At 53.8% G+C, this 23,273-nt stretch carries 17 protein-coding genes and 2 riboswitches; of the genes, 14 read left to right on the top strand and 3 right to left on the bottom strand.

The window, feature by feature from the left end:
* Window positions 1–39: 39 nt before the first annotated feature.
* From KDC22_RS21265 to KDC22_RS21255, 3 genes are all read left to right on the top strand, one after another.
* Window positions 40–771, top strand: coding sequence for an SDR family NAD(P)-dependent oxidoreductase (locus KDC22_RS21265; RefSeq protein WP_211720236.1), 732 nt, complete (start codon window positions 40–42; stop codon window positions 769–771).
* A gap of 132 nt (window positions 772–903) precedes the next feature.
* Window positions 904–2,064 (top strand): AI-2E family transporter, encoded by a 1,161-nt coding sequence (locus tag KDC22_RS21260; RefSeq protein WP_173129289.1) that lies wholly within the window; start codon window positions 904–906, stop codon window positions 2,062–2,064.
* A gap of 19 nt (window positions 2,065–2,083) precedes the next feature.
* Window positions 2,084–3,562: a carboxylesterase/lipase family protein gene (locus KDC22_RS21255; RefSeq protein ID WP_211720235.1), complete on the top strand. Its 1,479-nt coding sequence runs from the start codon at window positions 2,084–2,086 to the stop codon at window positions 3,560–3,562.
* Between the two features lie 320 nt (window positions 3,563–3,882).
* Here KDC22_RS21255 and KDC22_RS21250 read toward each other — a convergent pair whose 3' ends face one another.
* Window positions 3,883–5,061: a PstS family phosphate ABC transporter substrate-binding protein gene (locus KDC22_RS21250; protein ID WP_211720234.1), complete on the bottom strand. Its 1,179-nt coding sequence runs from the start codon at window positions 5,059–5,061 to the stop codon at window positions 3,883–3,885.
* Window positions 5,062–5,266: 205 nt separating this feature from the next.
* Window positions 5,267–5,413, top strand: a riboswitch (FMN riboswitch).
* Window positions 5,414–5,541: 128 nt separating this feature from the next.
* Between KDC22_RS21250 and KDC22_RS21245 the strand changes: the two genes are divergently transcribed.
* Window positions 5,542–6,504 carry a DMT family transporter gene (locus tag KDC22_RS21245; RefSeq protein WP_173129284.1) on the top strand — a complete coding sequence of 321 codons (963 nt, stop codon included), beginning with the start codon at window positions 5,542–5,544 and terminating at the stop codon, window positions 6,502–6,504.
* A gap of 163 nt (window positions 6,505–6,667) precedes the next feature.
* Here KDC22_RS21245 and KDC22_RS21240 read toward each other — a convergent pair whose 3' ends face one another.
* Complete coding sequence (locus KDC22_RS21240; protein WP_211720233.1) at window positions 6,668–7,846, bottom strand: hypothetical protein; 1,179 nt, start codon at window positions 7,844–7,846, stop codon at window positions 6,668–6,670.
* Between the two features lie 187 nt (window positions 7,847–8,033).
* On the opposite strand from KDC22_RS21240, the gene KDC22_RS21235 reads away from it, so the two are divergent.
* From KDC22_RS21235 to KDC22_RS21215, 5 genes are all read left to right on the top strand, one after another.
* Complete coding sequence (locus tag KDC22_RS21235) at window positions 8,034–8,693, top strand: stage V sporulation protein AA (RefSeq protein WP_173129278.1); 660 nt, start codon at window positions 8,034–8,036, stop codon at window positions 8,691–8,693.
* Window positions 8,694–8,695: 2 nt separating this feature from the next.
* A complete protein-coding gene (locus tag KDC22_RS21230) occupies window positions 8,696–9,121 on the top strand; it encodes a stage V sporulation protein AB (RefSeq protein ID WP_173129276.1) in 426 nt (141 codons plus the stop codon).
* A 1,013-nt stretch (window positions 9,122–10,134) separates the two neighbouring features.
* Window positions 10,135–11,778: a spore germination protein gene (locus KDC22_RS21225; protein WP_246553763.1), complete on the top strand. Its 1,644-nt coding sequence runs from the start codon at window positions 10,135–10,137 to the stop codon at window positions 11,776–11,778.
* Between the two features lie 192 nt (window positions 11,779–11,970).
* Window positions 11,971–13,305, top strand: coding sequence for a diaminopimelate decarboxylase (lysA, locus tag KDC22_RS21220; RefSeq protein ID WP_173129273.1), 1,335 nt, complete (start codon window positions 11,971–11,973; stop codon window positions 13,303–13,305).
* Window positions 13,306–13,430: 125 nt separating this feature from the next.
* Window positions 13,431–13,862: a peptidylprolyl isomerase gene (locus KDC22_RS21215; protein WP_173129271.1), complete on the top strand. Its 432-nt coding sequence runs from the start codon at window positions 13,431–13,433 to the stop codon at window positions 13,860–13,862.
* A 147-nt stretch (window positions 13,863–14,009) separates the two neighbouring features.
* Here the strand turns inward: KDC22_RS21215 and KDC22_RS21210 are convergent, their stop codons facing one another.
* Entirely contained in the window at window positions 14,010–14,768 is a 759-nt protein-coding gene (locus KDC22_RS21210) for a YwaF family protein (RefSeq protein ID WP_246552810.1), read from the bottom strand.
* A gap of 275 nt (window positions 14,769–15,043) precedes the next feature.
* Between KDC22_RS21210 and KDC22_RS21205 the strand changes: the two genes are divergently transcribed.
* From KDC22_RS21205 to KDC22_RS21185, 5 genes are all read left to right on the top strand, one after another.
* Window positions 15,044–18,520: a collagen binding domain-containing protein gene (locus tag KDC22_RS21205; protein WP_211720232.1), complete on the top strand. Its 3,477-nt coding sequence runs from the start codon at window positions 15,044–15,046 to the stop codon at window positions 18,518–18,520.
* A 712-nt stretch (window positions 18,521–19,232) separates the two neighbouring features.
* A complete protein-coding gene (mscL, locus tag KDC22_RS21200; RefSeq protein ID WP_211724130.1) occupies window positions 19,233–19,634 on the top strand; it encodes a large conductance mechanosensitive channel protein MscL in 402 nt (133 codons plus the stop codon).
* A 106-nt stretch (window positions 19,635–19,740) separates the two neighbouring features.
* Window positions 19,741–19,914, top strand: a riboswitch (FMN riboswitch).
* 223 nt (window positions 19,915–20,137) lie between these two features.
* Window positions 20,138–21,238 (top strand): bifunctional diaminohydroxyphosphoribosylaminopyrimidine deaminase/5-amino-6-(5-phosphoribosylamino)uracil reductase RibD, encoded by a 1,101-nt coding sequence (gene ribD / locus KDC22_RS21195; protein WP_211720231.1) that lies wholly within the window; start codon window positions 20,138–20,140, stop codon window positions 21,236–21,238.
* 30 nt (window positions 21,239–21,268) lie between these two features.
* Window positions 21,269–21,937, top strand: a complete 669-nt coding sequence (locus KDC22_RS21190; RefSeq protein WP_211720230.1) for a riboflavin synthase — start codon at window positions 21,269–21,271, stop codon at window positions 21,935–21,937.
* Between the two features lie 60 nt (window positions 21,938–21,997).
* The gene (locus KDC22_RS21185; protein WP_173129259.1) at window positions 21,998–23,251 is read left to right on the top strand and encodes a bifunctional 3,4-dihydroxy-2-butanone-4-phosphate synthase/GTP cyclohydrolase II; all 1,254 of its coding nucleotides are present in this window, start codon (window positions 21,998–22,000) and stop codon (window positions 23,249–23,251) included.
* Window positions 23,252–23,273: the final 22 nt, after the last annotated feature.

Raw genomic sequence — 23,273 nt, 5'->3', positions numbered from 1 at the left:
TAATTTAGAGAGGATTATCAGATGAAGGAGAGTTAATGGATGCTGCAGGGAATGAAGATGATTGTGACGGGAGCCGCTTCCGGGATCGGCAAGGCGATTGTTAAGCTCAGCTTGCAGGAAGGGGCTGAAGTGATTGCGTGCGATCTGGATGGTCCGCGTCTGGAGGAGCTGCGTGCTGAATTGGATTCAGACAAGCTGTACACCTACCGGCTGGATGTGAGCAATTACGTGGAGGTGGAAGCCTTCTTCGGATACATACAGCAGGAGCATGTTGATGTGGGCGGTCTGGTCAATAATGCAGGCATCTATCTGGGTCGCAGTCTGCTGGAGTATTCCCCGGAGGAGATTGACAGAGTGATGGATATCAACATCAAAGGATATGTCTATTGCTCGCAGGGCTTCGGGCGCCTGCTGCTGGAGCGGAAGCGTCAGGGGGTTATCCTCAACATGTCCTCCGTATCCGGCCAGGAAGGCAGCTCCGATGCCGTGTATGGCTTGACGAAGGCGGCAGTCCTCGGATTGACCAAAAGCTGCGCCATGAACTTTGCCCCTTATATCCGCGTGAATGCCGTGGCCCCGACGATGACCAGCACGCCCATGATGGATCATATCCCCGCCTGGAGGCAGCAGGAATACCGGGAGCATCAATTAACCCCGGAGCCGCTGCTGGCGGAGGATATTGCAGGTACGGTAACTTTTATGCTGAGCAGCAGAGCCAGGGCGTACACCGGAGCGACTTTTGATATTAACAATGGCTGTTATTTACGTTGAAGCGTCTGGCGGGCGGGGAACCGGAGGAACAGGCCGGAAATTTGACTTGCAGGCACCGGATTACTATGCTTATACATAGTGCATTTAATCACACTTAAACAGGTAAGTGTTGCAGCAAGGGGGCGGCAGGATATGGAGAGACGGCAAGTATGGCCGAATAAATTCAAAAGGTTTTTTCTGAACAACAAGTTTGTGGTGGGGCTTCTGATTGCGCTGCTGATTGGTTTGACGGTGCTCATATTCTCAAAGATTCCGTTTGTGTTCAAACCTCTGTCTGTGCTTCTGCATACGGTGGCAGCACCGCTGCTGCTCTCGGGGATCGCCTATTATCTGCTGAATCCGCTGGTTGACCGTATGGAGCGGAAAAGCAAGCTGAAGCGCGCTTACGGCATTGTAATCATGTACCTCGTCATTGCCGGAATTATCACGCTGATCCTGCTTATGGTGATTCCCATTATCCGTACCCAATTGATGGGACTGATCGACAATTTCCCTCAATACAGTACGCAAATTCAGGAGGAGTTCCTCCAGCTCACAGGCAGTGAGCTATTCAACAAGATTCAGAGTAGTGTAGGCACGGATCTCAGTGATATCACCGGCAAAGTGACGGCCTGGGGCACTACCTTCCTGAATAATGCCGCCAGCGGTGTGGGCAACTTCGTAGGAACGCTGACCGAAATTGTGCTGGCCGTAGTGACTACACCCTTCATTCTCTTCTATCTGCTGCGCGACGGCAAAAGATTGCCGGATTACCTCATGAAATTCATTCCTACCGCTCTGCAGCCGCAGTCCCGGATGGTCATGCAGGAAATGAATAGCCAGGTGGCCTCGTATATCCGCGGTCAGATTATTGTAAGCTGTTGTATCGGTGCGCTGCTGTATATCGGGTACCTGATTATCGGGCTGGAGTATTCCCTGGTACTGGCTATCGTTGCCGCATGTACGGCGGTAGTCCCTTATCTGGGACCGGCTATAGCGATTACACCTGCGCTGGTAGTAGCGATGGTAACCTCGCCGTTTATGCTGCTGAAGATGGTGATTGTCTGGACTGCCGTCCAGCTGATCGAAGGGAAGTTTATCTCGCCGCAGATCATGGGCAAATCGCTGAAGATTCACCCGATTACGATTATTTTTGTTATTATTTTTGCCGGTAAAATGTTCGGTGTACTCGGTATCATTCTTGCGGTTCCGGGCTATGCCGTGCTTAAAGTGGTTGTGACCCATATCTTTCAGTGGTTCCGCTTCCGCTCAGGGCTCTACAAGGTAGTGGTTGAAGAAAAAGCTGAGGAATAAAGCGAAAAGGATGAGTGCAATGACAGGACAACTGGTGGATACAGCCTATGGGCAACTGAAGGGGGAACAGGGCAGCGGAGTGACTGTCTGGCGCGGCATCCCGTTTGCTGCCCCGCCTGTCGGGGAGCTGCGCTTCCGCGGGCCGCAGCCGCCGGAATCCTGGGAAGGGGTGCGGGAGGCGACGTCCTTCGGGCCGGTCAGCCTACAGCCGGTGAGCACCAGCAGTACGCGGTTTGGCGGCAGCAATCCGGTATATTCCGAAGATTGCCTGTACCTCAATGTCTGGTCCCCGGCAACAGAGCAGGAGGATGCCTTGCCGGTCATGGTCTGGATTCATGGGGGCACCTTCGTCACCGGTGCGGGCAGCCAGCCGATGTTCGACGGGACCTGCATGGCCGCCAGCGGTCGGGTAGTGCTGGTTACGGTCAATTACCGGCTCGGCCCGCTCGGATTCATGCACCTGTCCCCGCTGGGCGCGGGGCTAGGCTCCAATCTGGGTCTCCTGGACCAGATTGCCGCTCTGGAATGGGTGCAGCAGAATATTGCCGCATTCGGCGGTGATCCGGGGCGCGTCACGGTGTTCGGAGAGTCGGCAGGCAGCATGAGCATTGCCGCACTGCTGGCGATGCCTGCGGCGAAGGGACTTTTCTCACAGGCGATCATGGAGAGCGGGGCGGCACAGACCTTAAGTAGCCAGCAGGGAGAACAGATCGCAGCCGCCTTCCTGGCAGAGCTGGGCCTTCAGCCTGGCGGTGACACGCAGCCGCTGCATACACTCCCGGCTGCGGAGATTATGGAAGCTGCAGCCCGGATGGCATATAAGCTGTCCGGAGACTCGATGAGCATGTATTTCCAGCCGGTAGTTGAGCAGGCCACCCTGCCGGTTGAACCGGCACAGGCTATTGTTGAAGGCGCCGCCAGCGGCATTCCGGTACTGATCGGAACGAATCTGCACGAAGGAAATCTGTTCTTCCGTGAGGGGCAGGGAGGCGACAGCTTTGAGCGTTCCCTCAAATCCCTGGAGCAGCTGATGGGTATTGAGGACCTCTCCGAGCTGACTTCGGATTACAGCCATACCTGGGAAGGGCAGGCGGAGGTGCTGACCGACCTGTTCTTCTGGGCCAGCTCGATTTTGTTCGCGGAGAAGCAGCTGGATCATGCTCCCGTATGGATGTACCGGTTCGATTGGACGGTCCCGGGACATCCGTTGCTGGAGAAGGCCATTCACGGCGCGGAGATTCTGTATGTCTTCAATAATCTCCCGCTGCTGAAGCAATACGGCCTGAGTGTGACACCGGAAATGGCCAAAGTCGCGGAAGCGATGAGGGCGGCCTGGACGGCCTTCGCCCACCATGGAGATCCGGCTGTGCCGGAGCTTGATTGGCCGCAGTATACACCGGAGAAGCGTGCTACGATGGTGTTTGATAAGGTGTCACATGTAGTGGAAGATCCGGACGAAGCGAAGCGCAGACGGATTTTTGAGTATTACAGAGGGTGAGTGATCATTCCTGATAGAATAGCAGCACCTTGCACAAGCAGCAGCCCCTTCACCGGAAAAGACTTCCCGGAGGGTCTGCTGCTTATTGGCTATGCAAGCCGATACTAGATGGATTTTATACACTTGCTGATGCACGAATGAACTCTGGCGGGATAACAGATGGATAAATGGCACTTAAACAAGCAGAATTAAGCGAATGAGGCCAAACCAACAAGATTAAATGTTGTTTTTCCACTTGCTTGCTTGCGATTTCGGAAAGCATATAAATTAGGATACCTTTCTCCACTTGTTTGTTGCAGAGGGGATTTGTACTCTGTCCGTTATTTCACCGGAGTATACCCTGTCTTCTCGACCAGCTCCTGCCCTTCAGCAGACTGGATCCAGTCCAGGAACGGTTCGATATTCGGGTTGGTGTTTCCTGCCGTTACTGCGTAGAACTCAGTAGTGAGCGGGTATTCACCGCTGCGGATGCTTTCCTTGGAAGGCGGGACATTATCAATCTCCAGCAGCTTGATCTCATCGCTGGCATTCATCTGCGAGGCATAGAACAGGAAGCTGAAGCCCAGCGCATTATTGTAATTGCGGTAGCTGGCCGTGAGGCTGATAATTCCGCTCATAACGTCTGCAACATTGTCCTTCGGGGGATTCATGAGCTGGCGGTCCTCCATGATCCGCTCCAGCATAGACTGGCTGCCGCTATTCTCCTCGCGTTGAAAGGCCCGGATGGATGCCTTCTTGCCGCCGACCTGCTTCCAATTGGTCAAGGTGCCGGAATAGATATCCTTAATCTGCTCCGTCGTCAGGGTGTTCACCGGATTGCGCTTGTTGACGAAGAAGACGAACGCTTCACGCCCGATCGGGGTCAGCTTCAGCTCACGGCCCGCCAGCTTCGCCTGTTTCGTCTGGGCGAGTGAAGGGGCAGCGGCAAAGATAATATCGGCGTTGCCCGCGATCAACCGCTTATAAGCCTCAGAGGTGCTGGTACACAGGACGAGATCATTCCCGGTAAGCTCGATGCTGGAGTTATAGGTATCCTGCGGATACACGGCCTGTGCAAAAGCGGAATACAGAGGATACAGCGCAGTCGCTCCATCCAGACGGGGCATTTGCTCTGTGAGCTGGTAGGATGCCTTATGGTCCAGGGCAGCAGCTTTGGTATTCACCTCAAAAGGCGCATACTGGTGCAGGTCCACCTCCGGCTCTCTTACTTCAGCAAGGCTGTTCACATAAGACTCTCTGATCTCATGGCCTGCAGCTGCCAGGACACAGATTCCGGCAAAAGCGGCCAGGACGATCAGGCGCAGCCGCCTGCTGAACAGGCCGAAGATAGTGATCACGGCGAATAAGGCCAGTCCAGAAGCAATGACCAGTACAAGCGGAGCATAGAAGAGCATCCCGCCGGTAAATGAAGCGATAACATAAGCGATGAAGCCGGTAATGGCGATTCCGGCCAGGGCAAGAATGGAATAGAGCAGATTAGTCAGAAATGATCTTTTCACAGTGACCTCCAAGCCAATTAGTGATCTTAAGGATAATGCATTCAATCCTGATCTATTCTACAATAAGCCTGCGTCTCTGCCAAATGAAGCAGAATATGGTTCTTGGAATGATTGTGAAATGAAAAACTCTGATGTTTTTTCATAAAAAGCTGGACGAAATGAAGAAACGGAGTTATCCTGAGGTTGTGAAAATAATAACAGAATACAAGATTCTCGGGGTAAGGTGAAATTCCTGACCGGCGGTGATGTTCAAGCGAACTAAGCCCGCGACTCGTTACTCTATCACAAGAGGAGCGACTGATCTGGTGACAATCCAGAGCCGACGGTAAAGTCCGGATGGGAGAGGATCATAAGATAAAGGCGACGGGTGTATTCCGTTTGTCTTTATTGATAATGGCCCCCGATGTTTGTCCTGTTTCCAGGAGACACGGGGGCTTTTGGTCTCTTATCGAGGGTTTGTATCGACAAGGAGAATGAACGATGAGTAATGTATCTGCTTCATCCCAAGGAGTCCGCACCGCACCGGTGCGCAGCGGGTTCTGGCTGGTGGTTCTGGGAGCGGCGTTATGGGGTGTTGACCCGCTGTTCCGGATTATCCTGCTGAAATCGCTGACCTCCTCCCAGATCGTGCTGCTTGAGCATGTCGTGCTCTTCCTGGTGGCCGCTCCGGTACTCTGGCGCAACCGCGCCGAGCTGAAGGGCGTCCGCCTGCGCCAGACTGCGGCGCTGCTCGTTGTATCATGGGGCGGCTCAGCCGTAGCTACGATTCTGTTCACCAAGGCTTTATCCAGCGGAGACTTCAATGCCGTGCTGCTGCTGCAAAAGCTTCAGCCCCTGTTCGCCATTGGTCTTGCCGCTGTTATTCTTAAAGAGCGCCTGCCGCGTAACTTCGCACCGCTGATTATCGTTGCCTTGGCCGGAACCTATCTGCTGACCTTCGGCTGGACGATTCCCTTCGGCCATGTGAACAGCTTCATGGGCGTAGGCAGTCTTATGGCGCTTGGCGCTGCCGCCTTATGGGGCGGCTCCACGGTAATGGGCCGTTATCTGCTCGGTTCGATGAAATACGAGACGGTAACCTCGCTGCGCTTCATTCTTGCGCTGCCGTTATTGTTCGTGATTACCAGCATGGAGGGCGCCCCGTGGCAGATGACCGGCGGAATCGGCAGTTCGGCTGCTGTAGCCATTAATCTGCTGCTGCAGGCATTGCTGCCCGGACTGCTCAGTATGCTGCTCTACTACAAGGGACTGAACACCACCAAGGCTTCGGTAGCCACGCTGGCCGAACTTAGCTTCCCGATGACAGGGATTCTGATCAACTGGGTAGTATATCACCAGCTCGTGACCCTGCCGCAGATCATTGGCTTCGCCTTAATTTGGACGGCTCTGTTCTTCATCTCCAACCAGCAGAGGGGCCAGATGGAGACACTCAAACCTAACTAAATTCCGAATGGCCGCAGTCTGAGGGGACAGACCCCAGGACTTTGCCACACTACAAAGAGGATGTTCCTATACGGCCGCGCCGTCCGGGAACATCCTCTTTTTGCTATGGAGACAGGGGTAAGTCTATAGAGTCATTACACTCATGCTCTAGTGAAACGCGTTATTACTTCAAGTAAGGCGTTAACTTGATGCTCTTGTAGCCGAGCTCCTTCAACTGCGCCGGTGCGATATACAGCCTGCTGGCCAAATTGAAGCTGTTCACAGGCGTAAGAACCGCAGCTCTGCCGTTGTTCGTAATCTTATAGATGTAAGCGGCAGAAGGATCGCCCGTCTGGGTAATATTCATCACTTCCAGCTTCCAGCCTAGGGCGGCGGCAAGCGGCTTCACGGGTATCCAGTCTTGTCCGCCCTTGGAGAATATCGTGGATACATCGACACTTGCCCCGTCCAGATTCACATTATATTCATAGGCTAAAGTGATGGGCATCTCCATGACAGGCAGGTCCTTCAGCACCATATCCTGCGGCAAGGAGGCTTCCGGCTTCGGGGATGGAGAGACAGGGAACAGGACTTCTAGTTCGCTAGAGTCTTTGACCAGCCGTGATGATCCGTCCTTCAGGCTGTAGATCCACGGCTGACGTTTTGGTTCGTTTTTGACATATTGGAGGATGCCCTTCGTCAGGTTCCAGTTGTTCAGGGTACCCTTCAGCAGCTCGTGCCGCTTCCCGGTGGACGGGTCATAAGTGCTGATTACATTCTGCCTGGCAGCCTCATTATATCCGCTCTCAAGCAGGGTATGGTGGTTAATCCATAAGGCATGATAGTAGCTCGTGGTGGAATGATAGACGGATACTTTGCCGGTTGCCGTATTTCTCAGATACTGATCATTAAATTTAGCTGTGTATTCATATAGGGTGTCTGATGTATTAGCCGGAACCCGCGCGTAACGTGAACGCTCCAGAATCCCCCAGCGGCCGTCAGGTGAGAGGGTGTAGTCGCTTTGCCGCACAATGGACTGGCTCTGTGTATCGTACATATAAGCTTGCTCCGGATCATCCTTCCCCGTTAACTGCAACATTCCTTTGTCATTCTTCCGGAAATATTGAAAAGGCTCCTGCCACTTGGCGTACGTCCCGTCCGGCTGCCGGGCAATGACTGCATTGATGTACTTGTCCCCGTCTACCTGACTCACCGAATACAGCCGGACACCGCTGCTCTTGCTGGTATAGGAATCGTATACATAAATCTCTTCTGCTGCATGTGCGGTAAGCGGTGATACGAACGCCAGAAGCATAGATGCAGTAATAACCATCCGTAACGGACCACGCCATGTCTTTGTCATTGGACTTCCATCCTCTCTATGTAAATAACTGTTAATATAGACGGTCCGGTTGCAGAAAAAGTTTCGCTTGTCCCCAAAGTATAGATGAATTGCAGACTTCAAGAGTAAAAATAAGCCTTTTCTCCCATACTACCGTTATTCTTCCCGTTTCACCTACTTCACACCCTAACTAGAGGAGGCGCCGCAGATGAACCCTGACCACACGGCTCCAGTCATTTATATCCAGCTTAAGAACCGGGTTACGGTGCCCAAAGGCCATGGGGTGATGCTGCGTGATGTAGCTTATCTGATCACTGAGCCGGAGTGGCGGGAGCCGCTATATTCGCTGCTTCTGATCCAGCCGCAGCAAAGTGACGGCAATCTGATTCTGATTGATCTGATGACTGTCATTCCGCGGATTCATGAGCTGTTCCCCCATGCGGAGATTCAGCCGATCGGCGAAGGGCGGACGATTGTACAGATTGAAGGTCCTGCGACGGCAAGCAAGCCTTCCCTGGCTCTGTTCGTATTAGTGTGGCTGCTGCTGTTCTTCGGCTCGGCGCTGACGATTATGAATTTCCATGCCGATGTCAGCATGCAGGAGGTGCAGATCCGGATTGTGGAGATGCTGACCGGCCGCAGGGACGAGCATCCTTATGTGTTTCAGATCGCCTACTCGCTGGGCATCGGGTTTGGGATGGTGATTTTTTTCAATCATCTGTTCAAAAAGAAATGGAATGAGGAGCCGACCCCCCTTGAGGTGGAGATGTTCCTGTATCAGAAGAATATCGACCAATATGTAGTCAATGAGGAGTACAGAAAAACACAGCGGCGCGGAGACGGCACCTCCGGTAACCAGGGGGAGTGAGCATGACTGCACAATTATCGCTCGGACTTCATCTGCTGCTCGGCATTGCCGGAGGGATTGCTGTGGGCGGCGGGGTGATCGCGTTATTCATCGTGCTGGATATGGTTCCCCGGCTGGCGCAGCTGACCTCTTCCTACGACAAGGTTCACTGGTATGAAGGAGCCATGGTCGGGGGTTCGCTGCTGGGGACCATGAGTGATTTCTGGAACTGGAAAATGTCGGCGGGGCCTCTCATCGAGCTGGGGGTCGGCCTGTTCGACGGAGTATTCATCGGCATGCTGGCTGCTGCGCTGACGGAGGTGCTGAACGTCCTGCCTATATTGGCCAAACGCCTGAATATGACCCATATGTTGTTCGGCCTGCTGATGGCGATGGTATGCGGCAAGGTGGCGGGATCGTTGTTCGACTGGTTTGTCTATCAACAGTAAAAGGAGGCGGCGGGGTGGTTAGGTATATTCATAGCGGTGATCAGGTGAAGGCGGATTCACAGCAAGGCAAGCCGGCGCTGGAAAAGAGACAGGAGCAGGCGCCGGAGCAGGCCGACCCTTCACCGGTGGCTAAGAGCGGCCGGGGTCAGGAGATGGAGGCATCGGCGGAGCTTGAAGCCGTGACCCGCCCGATTGAGGGCGGGCAGGAGAGCCCATCGGGCCTGGATGCTGCGTCAGATCCCGGCAGCGCCGGAGCAGATGCAGTAAGGGCTGAAGGCGGCGAGGAATCCGGAGACGGGGCGGCAAGCGCTGGAGATGAGGCAGATGCCGCGGGTGGCGAGAAGAGCGAGGGACATCTCGCTGATGCTGTGGGTGGCGAGGAGAGCGAGGGGCATAGTGCTGATGCCGTAGGCGCGGAGGAGAGCACGGCCTACGCCAGCACAGATGCTGACGGAAGCGGTGGGGCTGGTGCAGCACGGGCTGAAGGCGGGAAGAAAGCCGGAGGTGGTGCGGCAAGCGCCGGACATCGGTCAGATGCCGCAGGCGCGAAGGACAGCTCAATTACAGGTGACGCTGCTGCCGAAGATGAGGCCAGTGCTGCGAGCGGGACAGGTGACGCTGCCGGAAGTAATGACGATCAGGCAGCGTCCGGCGGAGGTGTCAAAGGGTTCTTCAGCAGTCTGTTTGGAGATGACGCCGGGGCGCAGGAAGAGGCTGGGAACGGCTCCGGGAATGAGGACGGACAGCATCAGGAGTTGGAAGCCGGAGATGAGCTGGGCAAGTCCGGTCAGCAGCAGGAAGATTCCGCTGAAGCCGGGTCTGAAGGCCAAGCGGCAGACGATTCGCAGCAGGCTGCAGATAACTCTGGGGATTCTGCCGCTCCCGGAGACCAGGAACAGGATACGGAAGCCTCGGATGAGCTGGGCGCGCAGACGGAGGACAAGAGCCACAAAGGCTTTTTTGCCAGATTATTCGGGGATGATGAGGAAGAGCCGGAGAATGAAGAGGACGAGCTGGAGCGTAACAGCCAGCCAAGGCAGCCGGAGAAGCCGGCCCCGAAGAAGGCCGAATCCAAACGGGGCGCGGATTCCGCAAGCAAGTCCCAGGATCTATTGCAGCAGAAACGGGACAATGAACGGTCCGACTCTCTGGAGGAGTCCATTAAGTACTGGCAGGGCCATGACAAAATCTCGCCGGTGCTGGAGGATAACCACAGAACGCTGACCGAGGTCATGGGCCTAGGCTCCTCTTTTGATATCGTCTTCAGGGAAATGTCGTTTGCCGGCCGCCGTGCGGCGCTGCTCTGCATCAGCGGGTTCGCCAAGGACACGATTATTGATGAAATTCTGAAGCGCCTGACTTATTTGACCCCGGATAATCTATCGACCGATGTGTTCGCCAGCTTCATGAGCGAGTATATTCCCCATGTCCAGGTTGAGAAAGGCGAGCTGCTCAGCGAGAGCATCAACAAAGTGTTATCCGGCATGAGCGTGTTCTTCATTGAAGGGGAGACGCAGGTCATCATCATGGATACCCGTTCGTATCCCTCCCGGAGCCCGGATGAACCGACGATTGAACGGGTGGTCCGCGGAGCAAGAGACGGCTTCACGGAGACACTGCTGAGCAATATCGCCCTGGTCCGGAGACGTATCCGCGACCCCGGGCTGAAGCTGGAGATGCACCAGATTGGACGGCGGACGCGGACGGATGTCTGCTTAGCCTATATCGACGATATTGTGGACAAAACCCAGGTGCAGGCGGTGACCGATAAGCTGAAAAGCGTCAATCTCGACGGCATTCCCCTGGCGGACAAGCAGCTTGAGGAGGCCATTGTCGGCGGCGGCTGGAACCCTTATCCGCTGGTCCGCTATTCGGAACGGCCGGATATTGTGGCCTCCCATCTGCTGGAGGGGCGGGTGGTTGTTTTTGTCGATACCTCTCCGAGTGTTATGGTTCTGCCGACAACCTTCTTCGATCTCTGCCAGCATGCGGAAGAGAACCGCCAGACCCCTTTTATGGGAAGTTATCTGCGCTGGGTACGTTTCCTGGGTATCTTTGCCTCGATGTTCCTGCTTCCGCTATGGATGCTGATGGTTCTTCATCCGGAGCTTAAGCCGCCCATGCTGGACTTTATCGGTCCGCAAAAGTCGGCTAACCTCCCGCTCATTGCCCAGTTTCTGATCGTTGAGCTGGGGGTGGATCTGCTGCGGATGGCTGCGGTGCATACCCCGACTCCGCTCGGTTCCGCGATGGGGCTCATTGCAGCGATCCTGGTCGGTGATATCGCTGTACAGACCGGATTGTTCGTGAACGAAGTGGTGCTCTACATGGCGGTAGCTTCGATAGGGATGTTCGCAACACCGAGCTATGAGCTGGGGCTGGCCAACCGGATTGTCCGTCTGGGGCTGCTGCTCGCGGTGGCTGCTTTTGGCATTCCCGGCTTCATGATCGGGACGACGCTGCTGGTGGTGCTGCTGACCACTCACCGCTCCTACAATTCTCCTTATATGTGGCCGTTTATACCGTTTAATGCAAAGGCCATGGCTGAAATTCTCCTGCGCCAGCCGGTGCTCAGCTCCAAAACAAGGCCATCCTTTAACAAAACAAGGGATAATACCCGTATGGCTCCTGTCAAGGAAGATGAGCACAAGTCGTAGGAAAATACAAAACAACTGCAAATTAGTCCATTCTATGGAGTTCCCATTGTCTGTTATACTGAATATACTTAATAGCCCCGTAATAAGCCGGATCTCATTTCTGGAGACCTTTTTCAGGAACGCTGCGGGGCTCCAAAACATATAATAGACAGGGTGGAACAGATCATTCCACAGAAACTGGAGGATTGCGCAATGTTTTTACACGGGACGAGCCGAATTAACGATGCAGGACATTTGGAGATCGGCGGATGTGATGTAACAGAATTGAAAGCGGAGTACGGTACACCGCTATATATAGTGGACGAGCAATTAGTCCGTCGCCGTTGCCGTGAATACATGGAGGCATTTACCGCGTCGGGTCTTGGCTTCCAGGTGGCATACGCCAGCAAAGCTTTTTCAACGATGGCTATGTGCCGTCTGGCCGATGAGGAAGGGCTGTCGCTGGACGTCGTTTCCGATGGAGAGCTGTACACCGCACTGCAAGCCGGATTCCCGGCAGAACGCATTCACTTCCACGGCAACAACAAGACACCGGATGAGATTGAAATGGCCATTGATGCGGGGATCGGCTGCTTTGTCGTCGATAATCTGGTAGAACTCCGTCTGCTGCAGGCCATTGCTGCCCGCAAGGAAGTGACCGTCGACATTCTGCTGCGCGTCACACCTGGGGTGGAAGCCCATGCCCATCATGCGTATGCTTCTACGGGACAGACCGATTCCAAATTCGGCTTCGATATCGGCAACGGTTCGGCGAGTGAAGCGGTCAGACAGGCAGACAGCCAGGCCAATCTGAACCTGCTGGGGGTTCACTCCCATATCGGTTCGCAGATTTTTGAGACTGAGGGCTTCCAGCTTGCCATTGAACGGATCGCTGAATTCACGCGTAAAGTCAAGGAAGAGCTGGGGATCAGCTTCCCTGTAGTCAACCTGGGCGGCGGCTTCGGAATCCGTTATGTGGATGGCGATACACCGCTGGAAGTGTCGGAATATGTCGCAGCGATTACAGAGGCAGTGAAGACGTACTTCACCGGCATTGGCGATGCGCTGCCGCAGATCTGGGTGGAGCCGGGCCGGAGCATCGTAGGCGATGCCGGAACGACCCTGTATACGGTGGGGACCAGCAAGGAGATCCCGGGTGTACGCAAATATGTAGCCGTCGATGGCGGCATGACGGATAATCCGCGTCCGGCCTTGTATGAATCCAAGTACGAAGCGCTGCTGGCGAGCCGTGCGACGGAGCCGAACGAGGAGACTGTATCCATTGCCGGCAAGTGCTGCGAGAGCGGAGATATGCTTATCTGGGATGTAGAGCTGCCCAAGGTGGAGAGCGGCGATTTGCTGGCTGTTGCCTGCACAGGCGCCTACAATTACTCCATGGCCAGCAACTATAACCGCATCCGCCGTCCGGCGGTAGTGTTCGTACAGAACGGGCAGAGTGATCTGGTTGTGCGCCGCGAGACCCATCAGGATATCGTGGCCAATGACCTTGTACCTGCACGTATTGCCAAACAGGCCGTTGCCAAATAAGCCCGCAGGGGCAGTCCTATAGCCGCAAGCGGGAAGACTTCCCGCTTGCTTTGCTTTGTGACCCGTTTCATAGTAAACTAATAAAAGTGTTCTACATCTGTCATTTCGAAAGGGGTCATTTACATATGGCTAAGCAAGCGAAAATTACACTCGAAAACGGCGGCGTGGTACTGATTGATTTGTTCGATCAGGATGCGCCTAATACAGTAGCAAACTTTGAGAAGCTGGCTAAAGACGGTTTCTACAACGGATTGTTGTTCCACCGTGTCATCCCTGGCTTCGTAGCACAAGGCGGCTGCCCTAACGGAACCGGCGCCGGCGGCCCGGGATACACCATCAACTGTGAGATCAACCCTAACAAGCATGAGCGCGGCTCCCTGGCTATGGCCCATGCCGGCAAGAACACAGGCGGAAGCCAGTTCTATATCGCTTATGCTCCACAGCCTCACCTGGACGGAGTACACACTGTATTCGGCAAAGTGGTTGAAGGTATGGACCAGGTTGACGCCTTCAAAGGCCGCGACAAGATGGTGACCGTTGAAGTTGTAGAAGTATAATACAAGTAAGCTATAGAGGCCGAAGGGGAGATTTATTCTCTCCTCGGTATCGCCAAAGCACCCGGCTGGGTTATCCAGCCGGGTGCTTTTTTGGGTGCTAATTCCTCTGGTATCGCTGGAGGTAGGCGTGAAGCGGGACAACCAACTCTACAAGGTTCTTCTCCCTGCGTGGGCGCGGCGGGCGGTGTACAGCTCCGGCAGCTTGAAGAAAATCAGAAACATCAGGAGGAAGATGACCAAGGCGAAGCCTTCTTCCACCAGCAGATAGTAGGGATAAGGGCCGAAATAATCGAGCACCGAGAAGGTGCTGGGCTTGCGCATCAGGAACATATAGTTGGAGTCCAGCAGTACGTTGGCGGCATACACACAGGCGGCGACAAGGTTCAGGCAGAGCATAGTGAACAGCAGCGACCGCCAGGTAGGCCTGTATCCTTCCACCCAGGTCATATACAGGGACGCGAGAATAATCGAACCGTGGGCGATGAAGAACAGCAGGAAGCGGAAATGCGGGAACGGATAGACCAGATTAGGCGTAAGCAGAGCGATGAATGCACCGCCGATCCCGGCAAAATAAAGAAAGCTGTACAGCAGCCTGCTGCGTGTGAGCAGCATGATTATGGATAAGAGCAGGGTAATCCCGCATAGTTCCAGCGGCAGGGAGGAGCTGCGGCTCCAGCTATCCTGAGAGAGATACCAGACATGCAGGCCTGTCTCGGAAGCGGCCAGCAGCAGGATCAGCAGCAGGCGTACGAATAGCCGCAGGCCGGAATGCCGGCGCAGTGCGAAGCGGGCTGCGAAGAGCATCAGGCAGCACAGGGCAATCACAGACAGGGCAATGAGATGTGAGGCTGAGAGCATTACGAAATCGCTGTCATGGGGACGGTCCCAAAATAAATTCCGGTTCACTGGAATCTCTCCTTGAATCCTGAGATAAATTACCAAACATATTTTTGCTTAAATTTAATTATATCTGATTCTAAAGTTCTACTCTTAGGTGATATAAGTATATATCGTATGTAATGGACAGAAAAGTCAAGTTTACTGGTTTATTTACATAAGATGGACTCTAAGCCCGTATACATAACGAGACTTCAGGTGGAGTGTGTCTTTACCGGTGCGTACAGCCATCTTTTTAGCATGCTTGCTTCAGAACAAACGAAAGAACGGGGGATTATAGGAAAATGGTAAAAAAAAGAACAAGCCTGGCAGTGGTCCTGATGATGTTATTTGTACAGTTTGCCTATGGGCTGGGGTTTACCCAGCAGGTTACAGCGGCGGCGATTGAACAGGACAGGGACATTATTACCAGTGTGTCCATGGCGGTATATGGTCCGGATGGCCAGACGGTGACCGGCAGCGTCTACGATGTGGATTCGACAGTGGTGCTGGATTATACCTGGGCGCTTCCGAACGACCATGGCTATAACCAGGGAGACAGCTTCACCTTCCAGCTTCCTGAGCAATTCCAGCTGTTCAATGATATTCAGGGCGGACTGGAATCGGAGGACGGGAGTGTAGGTACCTTCACAGTCAACCAGTCCACACATCAGGTAGTGATGACCTTCAACGACTACATTGAGAGTCATGCCAATATTCAGGGCACCTTACGTATTAATACCCAATTTGATAAAAAAGTGATCAGCGGCAGCATCGTCCAGCAGATCCTGTTCCCGGTGAACGGCGGTGTGCAGACGATTACGGTATCGTTCAAGCCTACAGTAGGTTCGACTATTGCCAAGAAGGGGATCTCCAGCGGCTTCAACGCAGATCATATTTCCTGGACGGTCGATGTTAACAAAAGACTGGAGCCGGTCAGCCATGCGGCTGTGACCGACCCGATCCCGGCAGGGCTGTCCTTGGACAGCACGGCTACCCTTGCAGTGTACCAGCTGAATGTTCTGCTAGACGGCACGGTAACGCAAGGCCAGCTTGTAGACAGCAGCAAATACACTGCGGACATCTCCGGGGGAGCTCTGACACTCCGGTTCACAGACCCCGTGATTACAGGAGCATACCGCATTGCCTATACGACACAGGTAGTCAATGACAACTTGTCCAGCTTCACCAATACGGCAGCCTTCACAGGAGATGGCCGTGACCCGGTAAGCGCTTCGGATACGGTCGTCATAGAACGCGGCGGCAGCCTTAACAAAAAAGCAGTCCGCTATGACTGGGGCACTCAGACCATTAACTGGGCTATCGAATACAATTACAATAACCGGACGATCTCCCCGGAGAATGCGGTTTTGACGGATGTGTTCAATCCTTCCCAGCTGCTGGTCGAGAATTCGGTCAAGATTTATCCTGTTACCCTGAATTCAGCGGGAGAAGCAGCCAAAGGCACGGCTCTGACCGCAGGTACAGACTACACTGTAACCCCTGTTACTGACGCATCCGGCAATGGATTCAGACTGGAGTTCAAGAATACAGTGAAATCGGCTTATCTGATCGAATATACGACCAAAGCCGCAGACCGTGTGTTCAGCGATACCAAGATCACCAACACGGTCTCTGACAGTACCTACAGCAGCAAGGCGACTCAACTGATCCGGCCTATTATTATCTATAAGAATCTGTCCGGCGTGAATTACAATACACACACCACAGACTGGAAAATCACATTCAACGGCGATAATTATCCGATGAACGAAGTGGTGGTTACCGACAGTTTTCCGCAGGGCGGACAGAAAGTTATCCCGGGTTCACTGGTAGTCCGTACCCTATCCGGTACAGTGGTTAACCCTTCGGCCTATACCCTGCTTGTGAATTCGCCGGTTAAGCCCAACGATGGCTTCAAGGTGAAGTTCAACTCACCAGTTACTGGAACTTATACGATTAGTTATCAGACAGAATTCAGCAATGACTGGCTTACCGGCAATACGAATGATTTCATCAATGTCGCACGGATTGACTGGAAGGACGCTCAGAACAAAGCACAGTGGACGGAAGCCAGCGGGAAGTTCATTCCTAATCCTGAGGTGAAGAACAATGGGTTCAAATCCGGGACCTATGATGCTTCCTCCAAAGAGCTGACCTGGACTGTGGGCGTCAATTACAACAGCAAAGCCATCGCTGATCCCGGGGTCACGGATGTACTGGGCGACGGACAGTCCCTGGTGCCGGGTTCACTCAAGGTCTTCAAGATGAACATTGCGAAGGACGGAAGCCATAGCCCCGGTGCTGAGGTTAACGGGAATGAGTACAGCTATAGCGTGGGCAGTAACAATGAGCTGAAGGTTGATTTTGCCAACGCCATTAATTCGCCTTATTATGTGGTATTCAAGACCAGCCTGGCAGGACAACTGATTGGAACCAAGGTAGCCAATACGGCGAAGCTGCTGGATGGCACGAAGCAGGTCTCCAAAGACTTGAAGGCTGTGGTAGACATCCCGCATGGGGACGAATATGTGTTCAAAAAAGGTGTGCAGAACGGAGATAAGCTGAACTGGACGATTGCGATCAACCGCACCCAGTCCCATGTCAAGAATGCCGTTATTACTGACGTACCTAGCACGAATCAGATCCTGTTGCCTGACAGCTTCCAACTGTACCGCACAGTAACATCCGCGAACGGGGAGATCACGAAGAGCGGCGACAAGCTGGTGAAGGATACGGATTACAGCTTGAATATAAGTGCGGATGCACAAGGCAAGCAGACATTTGTCCTTAGCTTCCTCCAGGATATTCATTCCGCTTATGTGCTTGAATATCAATCGCTGATCGTAGCGAACACAGGGGATAAATTGGTCAACAGTGTTAACTTCAGCGGCAATAACGTTAAGCTTGTCAACAAGGATACCACTACAGAGGTTATTGTAGGTGTATCCAGCGGATCTGGAACCGGCAGCGGGGTCAGAGGTACGCTGAACATTCATAAGCTGGATGCAGGCGACACAACCAAATCACTGGCCGGAGCAACCTATGAGCTCTACCGCCTGAATGGAAGCGACCGGGTGCTGGTGAATACCCGTACCACGGATGCGGCAGGCAGTGCTGTATTCAACAACATATGGCTGGGAAGCTATATCCTGATTGAAACAGTAGCGCCTGCGGGCTATGTGCTGGATACTACCGAGCATCCGGTGACTATTGGCTCGTCAGCCGTTCTGAATCTGACGCTGTATAATACACTTGCGGCTCAGCCGACCGCTACGCCGACACCGGCAGTCACACCGGTACCAACGGATACACCGGTAGAGACTCCAGTTCCGACAACAGTTCCGTCGCCAGTGCCGACAGATACAGTGGGTCCAGGGGTTACTCCTGCTCCTACAGCACCGCCGATTGGCCCTGTGTTTACACCAGTTCCTACACCGGCAGGTACGTCTACGCCAGGCATTATCATTGACGATGCTGAGATTCCAGCCGGCCCGGGCCTGCCTGGAACAGCGCAGCCATCGGCTCCGGCAGCGTCAGCTACTCCAGCGCCGACTGTAACTGAGACGGAGACAGCTATTGATGAGGACCTCCCGCTCGGCACTGTGGACGCTGAAGATGAGGATGTCCCTAAGGGAACCCTCTCCAGTACAGATGGTAGCGGTACGCTGCCCCAGACAGGGGAGAGCAGCCCGCTGCCGATCTACCTGACAGGGATGGGCCTGATTCTCGCAGGCTTCATACTCAGCCGGGTATTCCGCAGAACACGCAAACAGGATTAGGGCAGACCGGAGATAGACCAGAGATAGATCAGCGATTGACCAGAGATAGATCAGCGATTGACCAGAGGTTAACCAAAGATAGACATGATTAGCAGCAGGTATACGGACGGTACGCGTTCGTATGCCTGCTTTTTTATCTTTCTCACTGAAGCGGAAGCGGATGCTGCGCTTTTGAAGGACGGCATAGTCGTTTCTACAATCAAGAAATCAGGAGAAACAGCGGCCGAAAGTCCAAATGTTCACCGTAGTGACGATGAAGCTTCAGGTTCAAATCTTAAGTGTGTCTTAAATAGAGTTGAGAACGGCTGACTAGGCTTAGTTGGCAAGAGACCGGAAATAGCAGTTGGATTTTGTCCACTTGCTGATGGAGGAATGGGCTTTGGTGAAACAGTAGTTGGAAAAATGCAGCTTAAATCATCCCACTTCTTCCGAAGTTGAGTAAACTCCGAGTAACAGATGCTGTTTTTCCACTTGCTAAGGCCTCTTCTTCAAAAAGCGGCGAATTAAGATACATTATTCCATTTACTTGCAGAAGCAGGTTACTGTTGCGGTGGCAGGACTGTTGCTGTAGCAGGGAGCGCCACCCTCGCAGACTATTCTCCGGCATACTCCTTTTGGTTCGGCGGAAGGAAACTTTCCGCATCAGCGTGTTTAAACCAATCTATAAATGCTATAATAATTTCAAATTCAAAGTTTCGGAGGGAGCATCGTGATGTGGAAAGAATTTAAAAGCTTCGCCATGAAAGGCAATGTGCTGGATCTGGCGGTAGCAGTGGTCATTGGAGCAGCGTTCGGCAAAATTGTAACCTCTTTGGTGGCTGATATCATTATGCCGCTGATCGGCCTGATTAGTGGGGGCGTTGATCTGAAGGGGCTGAGCTTCGGAATCGGGGATGCCAATGTGAAGTATGGACTGTTCCTGCAAACCGTGCTGGACTTCTTCATTATTTCCTTCTCGATCTTCATGGTAGTGAAGCTGAGCAGCCGGTTCAGACGCAAGGAAACGGTCAAAGTTGAAGTGGTAGAGACACCTGCTCCGGCACCTGAGGTAGTCCTGCTGACAGAAATCCGTGATCTGCTGAGAACGGACAAGCAGCGGGAGTCAGGAATGTAGGGGAACTAAGTTACATAAATATAGTAAATTTCCGAAACACACTTGCATTTCACGCAGCGAAGTGATAATTTTGTTGTAGGCAAAACTTGTTACTCAACTGAATAGATCAATCCTTCAGGGCAGGGTGTGATTCCCTACCGGCGGTGATGCTGCTGGATCTGGCTGAGTATAGCCGATTCTGACGCTTAGTCCGCTACCCGATTCGTATGAGCTTCATACGGACGGTGGACCCGGTGCAATTCCGGGACCGACAGTATAGTCTGGATGGAAGAAGGAGAGATTCACGTGCCGCGCTTCGTAGGCGGCCGGACTGCAGTGTTTTCGATTATTATGTGCGAACTTTCACAATGCCTGGGACCAGGCGTTTATTTACGCATATTTTTACTCTAGCTGCCGTTACCTCTCGTATATCCCGTCTTGAACTCCTCCTGGAGATTAAGGCGGGTTTTTCTGTTTGGATTGTACACATTATAGAGAATACAGCCAGGGATAGGAGGCAAGACATGGATAAGATGAATGATGAGTTCTATATGTCCCTTGCGCTGGATATGGCGGAGAGGGCACAGGGACAGACCGGCATTAATCCGGTGGTCGGCTGCGTAGTCGTGAAGGATGGCGTCATGATCGGTATTGGAACCCATCTGCAGCGCGGGACCGGACACGCCGAGGTTCATGCCCTGAATATGGCGGCGGGTAAAGCGAAAGGCAGTACGGCATATGTTACGCTCGAACCCTGCAGCCATTACGGCATTACGCCGCCCTGCAGCCAGCGTCTGATTGACGAAGGTGTGGCAAGAGTGGTAGTCGCCTGTGAGGACCCTAATCCTCAGGTGGCAGGCCGGGGCATTGAGATGCTGCGCGAACAGGGGATTGACGTCGAAGTCGGTCTGCTGCGGGGCCGTGCTGCCCGGCTGAACGAGAAGTTTATCAAGTATATTTTGACGAAGCAGCCGTTCGTGACCCTGAAGAGTGCCAGCACACTGGACGGCAAAATCGCCACCCGGACCGGTGACAGCAAATGGATCTCGAATGCTGAAGCCCGGGAGCTTGTACATACCCTGCGTCACCGCCATCAGGGGATTATGGTCGGGGTGAATACAGTGATTGCCGATAACCCTTCGCTGACGACGAGGCTGAATGTGCCGGGACTGAACCCGCTCCGGATCATTATTGACTCTTCGCTGCGGCTTCCGCCGGACAGCGCTGTAGTCACTGACGGGCTGGCTCCCACGGTGGTTGTAACTACAGAAGCAGCCGATCCTGCCCGCAGAGCGGCGCTGCTTGCAGCAGGGGTACAGGTGATTGCCGCAGGGAGCGGTCCCCGGGTTGATCTGCAGGCTGCAATGGCTGCGCTTGGAGCGATGGAGATTGGTTCGATTCTGCTTGAAGGCGGCGGTACGCTGAACGGGGCGATGCTGGAGCAGGGGCTTATTGACCGGGTCGTGCTTTTCTTCGCTCCGAAGATTGTAGGCGGCGGCGCGGATGCGGCGGGAGCATTCGATTTCAGCGGTGTGGAACGGATGCGCGATGCGGTTACGCTTGAAGGATTGGAAGTGGAAGTGCTCGGAGATAATGTGTGTATCAGCGGTGTTCCGGTACGTTAACATTACAGCAATTTATGAAGGAGGGATGGTATGTTCACCGGCTTGATAGAAGAGGTGGGTGTCCTCCGCAGCGTCACTAGCGGCGGGGAGATGATGGTGCTGAATATCGGAGCCTCGCTTATTATGGGAGATCTGAAGATCGGCGACAGTGTGGCTGTTAATGGTGTCTGTCTCACGGCAACCTCACTCGGAGACCATCACTTCACCGTTGACGTCATGCCCGAGACTTACCGCAACAGCACGCTCAAAGAGCTGCGCACCGGGGGCAAACTGAATCTGGAACGCGCGATGGCTGCCGGCGGACGCTTCGGGGGACATATTGTCCAAGGGCATGTGGATGGAACCGGCGAGATCCGCAGCGTGAGGCGTGACCAGAATGCAGTCGTGTTCGAGATTGCGCCGGACCACAGAGCCTTGTTCAAATTCATTATTCCCAAAGGCTCCATTACAATAGATGGCATCAGCCTAACGGTTGTGATGACGGAAGCCGGAACGTTTACCGTGTCGATTATCCCGCACACGCTGGGTGAAACGGTGCTGGCCCACAAGCGTCCGGGGGACCGTGTGAATATCGAATGCGATGTGCTGGGTAAATACGTGGATCATCTGCTCCATTACGGTTCGCGAGCAGGCAATGAGGACGATGCAGGAAGCTCGAAGATCAGCCATGACTTTCTGGCGGCCAACGGGTTCGTATAATTTATAGATTAGGCATACGGCAGCCGTCAGGCGGCGTATAGCCATCAGGAGGACAGCAATATGAGCCAGCAAAATAATAAGGACAGTGTCCTGGACCCGATTGAGGATGCGATCTATGATTTGATGCGCGGTAAGGTCGTCATCGTGGTGGATGATGAGGACCGTGAGAATGAAGGAGACTTCGTCGCTCTGGCGGAGCGTGCCACACCTGAGGTTATTAACTTCATGATTACCGAAGGACGCGGCCTGGTCTGCGTACCGATTACGGCGGAACGTGCTGAAGAATTGGACCTGCACCCGATGGTTAGCCAGAATACCGATAATCACGGCACCGCGTTTACCGTTTCTGTGGATCATGCAGATACGACTACTGGTATCTCTGCCGGAGAACGGTCCCAGACCATTAAGGCGATGCTGGACCCGAATGCGAAGCCGGCCGACTTCCGCAGACCGGGGCATATGTTCCCGCTGATTGCCAAGAAGGGCGGAGTCCTGCGGCGTTCCGGCCACACCGAAGCTGCTGTTGATCTGGCCCGTATGTGCGGGGCTTATCCGGCAGGCGTCATCTGCGAAGTTGTGAAGGTGGACGGTACCATGGCCCGCCTGCCTGACCTGATTGAGATCGCCGAGAAGCACGATCTGAAGCTGATCAGCATCAAAGACCTCATTCACTACCGCAATGAGAAGGAGCATCTGGTTACCCGCGAGGTAGCGGTGAATCTGCCGACGGATTTCGGGGATTTCCAGACCATTGCCTATACTAACGAAGTGGATGACAAGGAGCATGTTGCCCTGGTCAAGGGCGATATCTCTGGTAGCGAGCCGGTATTGGTGCGTGTGCATTCCGAGTGCCTGACCGGCGATGTGTTCCATTCGCACCGCTGCGACTGCGGGCCGCAGTTCGAAGCGGCGCTGCGCCAGATTGAAGAGGCCGGCAGAGGCGTTCTTCTCTATATGCGCCAGGAAGGCAGAGGAATCGGCCTGATCAATAAGCTGCGCGCCTACAAGCTGCAGGAAGAAGGGCTGGATACCGTGGATGCCAACCTGAAGCTGGGCTTCGCGGCTGACCTGCGGGATTACGGCATCGGCGCACAGATTCTCAAGGATCTGGGGATACGCCAGATTCGGCTCCTGACCAACAATCCGCGCAAGATTAAGGGGCTGGAAGGTTACGGCCTTGAGGTGGTGGAGCGCGTAGCAATCCAGATGCCGGAGAACAAGGACAACACCAAGTATCTGCATACGAAGCAGGCCAAGCTTGGCCATCTGCTGAATTTTGACAAGATCGAACAAAATGAGAATACCAAAATTTAATCATAGATTACCTATCCTATAC

Source organism: Paenibacillus tritici (assembly GCF_018207515.1).
In the GTDB taxonomy this organism is placed as follows: Bacteria; Bacillota; Bacilli; order Paenibacillales; family Paenibacillaceae; genus Paenibacillus_AQ; species Paenibacillus_AQ tritici.
This window is presented reverse-complemented; position numbering and strand designations above follow the sequence as displayed.